The organism is Streptomyces chattanoogensis, assembly GCF_001294335.1.
Taxonomy (GTDB): domain Bacteria; phylum Actinomycetota; class Actinomycetes; order Streptomycetales; family Streptomycetaceae; genus Streptomyces; species Streptomyces chattanoogensis.
In genome coordinates this window covers 1-2,544 of sequence record NZ_LGKG01000004.1, presented here as the reverse complement: position 1 = coordinate 2,544, position 2,544 = coordinate 1, and the positions used below count along the sequence as shown (strand labels likewise).

Below are 2,544 nucleotides of genomic sequence, written 5' to 3'. Positions count from 1 at the left end.
GGTGGGCGGTGGGTGGTGGGTGGGCCTTCGACCAGGCCTGTTCGATGGGTTGGTGACGGGATGGGGTGACGGGATGGGGGAATGGGATGGGAGGACGGGATGGGGCGTCGATCGTCTGGAGGGGTGCGCTGTGGTCTCCGGGTGGGGACCGGTCGGCGGCGCACTCAGCGGAGCAACGGCGGTCGGCTCCGGCGAGAGAGTGGCAGCAGACTGTGATCCTATTTAACCGTCTGCGATCCACCGTCAGAAAGGTTGAGCTATGCGCACCCGTCGCCCCGCTGGTCTCCGGGCCGTAGCCGTCGGTCTGGCTGCGGCCGCCTGCATGCTGGGCACCCCCGCCCTGAGCGCCGCAGCCACCCTGAGCAGCGCACCCACCTCTCCGCCCCGGGCCGCCACACAGCCACCGGCCAACGCCGACCACATCGCCATGCTCAAGCGCAGCGTGGGGGAGTGGAACAACTGGCGCAAGGCGCATCCGGGCGTCAGGCCGGCCCTCTCCGGCGCCGACTTCTACCACGGCGACCTCCGCCGCGCCGACCTGTCCGGCGCCGACCTCCGCGGCGCCAACCTCTCCGGTGCCGACCTCCAGGGCGCCGACCTCTCCGGTGCCGACCTCTCCGGCGGCCTCCTCGTCGAAGCCGATCTCACCCAGGCCGATCTCACCCACACCAACCTTTCCGGCGCCTACCTCAGCGGTGCCAGGCTCGGCGGTGCCAAGCTTGGCTGCCGGGACAACGCGGTGTGCAAGGGCTGATGCCTGCCGGGCATGGCACTTCGCGGCTAGCGGAGTGCCATGTCTGCCCAACACCGGGCGTTCCCAGGGGCCTTGAGCCTCATGACGAGCAAGCGGTAAGGACGCTCGGTCCACCACGGTGTTGAGCTCGGCGTATCAGCGCGGATAGGCGGGTGCGAGGGCCGAGACCATCATCCGCCGCGCCGTTCCGCTGCCATCCGCCGGTACGGTCCACAGGTCCGAGCCGTAGTCGCCGGGGAGGGAGTAGACCAGCGTGGAGTTGTCGGACCACAGGGCCTGGTCGTCGATGTTGCGCCGTTCGGCGGTGCGGGTCTCCTTCATGCTGCGCAGATCGAGGACGTACAGCCGCCAGGGGGCGTCGGGGGAGGCGTGGGGGACGCGTTTCTTGTAGGCGAGGCGGGTGCCGTCGGGGGAGAGGGACGGGCATTCGACGTTGCGGTGCAAGGTGGTCAGGGAGCGGGCGGCGACGTCGCCCTGCACGAGGTAGGTCTGGCCGCCGGTTGCCAGGGTGGCGTAGAAGCGGGTGTCGTCGGCGAAGGTGACGCCCCAGATGTTGATGTCGGAGGCGCGGTACGGGCGGCCGTCCTTGGTGACGGCGAAGGACTCGAGGTTGTCGTCGATCGCCCAGGTGCGGGTGTCCACGATGGCGGTGCGGGTGGAGAACTTGGTGCCCGCATAGGAGTCTCCGCTGACGAAGACGGTCCAGGCGACGAGGTGGCCGGACGGTGAGACCCGGGCGCGGGTGGGGATCCCGGCGGCCGGGAAGCGGTGCCGTTCGCGCAGGTGGGCGTCGAGGACGACGGCCCGGTAGGTGTCCTGCAGCGCCTGGTGCTCGGCCTGCAGGCAGATGCCGGTGCCGGCGGCCGCGTGGAAGCGCAGGCATTTGACGCCGGACACGGTTCGCGGCCCGTTCGGCCGGTCGGCGGCCACGGTGGCGATCTCGTCGCGGTGCGGGCCCCAGGCGAGGTTGCGGACCAGCAGCTGACGGCCGCCGGGGGGCGGCCGGAGCGAGACCGTGCCGGTCCGGACGGGCGGGCCGCCCGCCTGTTCCTGGTCCCGTCGGCCGGACCGGTCGGCGGCGCGCAGCACCGCGGCGGCGCCGGCCGTCCCCAGGAGGAGGACGGCGATCAGGAGGATCGTCAGGCGGGCGGTTCGCGTCATACGGGTACTCCTCACTGCGCGTGATGGGGGTCATCCGGGTGAGCGGCCGGTGGGGGAGTGGCCGGCCGTTGCTCGTCGGCGGTGCGGAGGACGATCGAGGCCACCACGGCGCTGACGGCCAGCGCGGCGGTGGTGACCGACAGCGCGTTCCGGCCGCCCCACAGGCTCCAGGCGGCGCCGAAGGCGAGCGAGCACAGGAACCGGGCCAGTGCCTGGCCGGTGCCCACCAGTGCCTGGCCGGCGCCCTGGTGCTCCGGCGGAACGGCCGCGGCGGTGGCCGCCGCGAGCACCCCGTCGGTGGCTGCGTAGAAGGTGCCGTGCAGCACCAGGACGGCGACCACGACCGGGGCACCGCGCAGCGGGGAGAGCACCAGCCCGTAGCCGAGAAGCAGGACGCCGTGACCGGCCAGGAAGAGCCGGCGGCGGCCGATACGGTCGGCGAGCGCGCCCAGCGGGACGGCGAGCAGCAGGAACACGGCGGCGGTGCCGAGGGGCAGCAGCGGGAACAGGTGGGCGGGCAGCCGCAGTTCGCGCTGGAGCAGCAGGTAGAGGAAGGAGTCGCTCACGGTGGTGAGCCCGAGCAGGGCGGCGCACAGGGTGAGCCGGCGCAGCCCGGGACGGCGCAGCAG

The 2,544-nt window shown here is 72.6% G+C and carries 3 protein-coding genes; 1 reads left to right on the top strand and 2 read right to left on the bottom strand.

The genetic code is table 11. The features are described 5' to 3' along the window. The first annotated feature begins 259 nt into the window (after positions 1-259). Entirely contained in the window at positions 260-754 is a 495-nt protein-coding gene (locus ADL29_RS45940; protein WP_053922402.1) for a pentapeptide repeat-containing protein, read from the top strand. 135 nt (positions 755-889) lie between these two features. Here ADL29_RS45940 and ADL29_RS04110 read toward each other — a convergent pair whose 3' ends face one another. Both ADL29_RS04110 and ADL29_RS04105 read right to left on the bottom strand, forming a co-directional pair. Then, a complete protein-coding gene (locus tag ADL29_RS04110) occupies positions 890-1,915 on the bottom strand; it encodes a TolB family protein (RefSeq protein WP_053922401.1) in 1,026 nt (341 codons plus the stop codon). Positions 1,916-1,926: 11 nt separating this feature from the next. Further along, on the bottom strand, positions 1,927-2,544 hold a 618-nt coding region (locus ADL29_RS04105), incomplete at its 5' end, for an MFS transporter (protein ID WP_157878381.1).

Bases quoted from the DNA above. Each gene is read 5' to 3' on its own strand.
- ADL29_RS45940 (WP_053922402.1), top strand. From the start codon at position 260: ATGCGCACCCGTCGCCCCGCTGGTCTCCGGGCCGTAGCCGTCGGTCTG.
- ADL29_RS04110 (WP_053922401.1), bottom strand. From the start codon at position 1,915: ATGACGCGAACCGCCCGCCTGACGATCCTCCTGATCGCCGTCCTCCTC.